This window comes from Adlercreutzia aquisgranensis (genome assembly GCF_943193145.1).
GTDB classification, from domain to species: Bacteria; Actinomycetota; Coriobacteriia; order Coriobacteriales; family Eggerthellaceae; genus Xiamenia; species Xiamenia aquisgranensis.
The window spans coordinates 1-1012 of the sequence record NZ_CALPDA010000032.1; the positions used below are offsets into that span (position 1 = coordinate 1).

Annotated in this window: 1 protein-coding gene; it reads right to left on the minus strand. The window is 63.7% G+C overall.

What is annotated here, in order from left to right; translation table 11 throughout:
- Positions 1 to 73: 73 nt before the first annotated feature.
- A partial coding sequence (gene tnpC, locus NFR41_RS10460; RefSeq protein ID WP_251231803.1) for an IS66 family transposase occupies positions 74 to 1012 on the minus strand: 939 nt, incomplete at its 5' end.

Sequence of the window (1012 nt, forward strand, 5' to 3'; positions counted from 1 at the left end):
CCGCATTGTTCTGACACCTAAGTTTTCGCCCAAGGTAGGGTTTGGTTCAAGGGCAAACGAGCGTTTTATGTAACTATTCAGCACCGGTTGGCTGAGTCGGGGCTTCTTGCTGCATGAAGGCTGGCACCTCCCCCGCAAACAGTTGCTCCAGTGCGGTATGCGCCGCCACCCCTTGCTTGACGGCGGTCGAGAGGAAGCTGCGCATCCGGCAGAAGATCTCCGCCCCCTCCCAGGAGCGGAAACAGCCCGAGATTTTCTGCTGGACCTTGGTCATTCGCAGATCGCGCTCCCCCTGGTTGTTGGTGAAGGGAGCGGCAGGGTCGTCGAGGAAGCGCAACACGTCGTCCTCGTACGCCTGGAGGCGTTCCAGGAGGTTGCGCGGCTTGGTGCGCTTGGCCCGGCCTCGCGTTCCAGGTGGCGGTTTCACCGGCGGGGGGCACTCGGCGTCCCCTTTCGCCAGGCAATCTCGATAGCGCTGCCGCCAGGCTCGGGTCTCATCGGCCGAGAGGCAGCCGTCGGCCACCTCCACGGCGCGATGCATCTCCAACAACAGGTCATGCAAGGCCTTGGCCCATGCCTGGCCATCGTTCTCCCAGGCCGCTGTCAGCTCCCGAAGGTGGTGCGCATTACAGAGCGCGTGCCGGCAATCCGGATAGCGGTAGTAGGGCTTCCAGTGATCATGCACCAGCACGCCACGCACGAAGGGCAATACGCCGATGGCGTCCATCGCTTCCTGGCCGCGCTTGGGGTGCGGGGCCAACCAGGTCAGGGCCTCGTTGGAGGCGCTGTGTAGCCAGTAGCGTTTGCCACCGACCTGCATTCCGGTTTCATCGGCATGGACGGTGGCTGCTTCACGTAGCGCCGGGATCACCCACTCGGCGAACGCCTCGGCCCGCTGGTAGGCCTCCTGGTTGAAGGCGAACAGGGTGCCGGTGCTCAGCGACAGGCCGCACTGCGAGGTGAGCAACTCGCGGATACGCGCATAGGGCAACAGCTGATACTGGGAGAGATA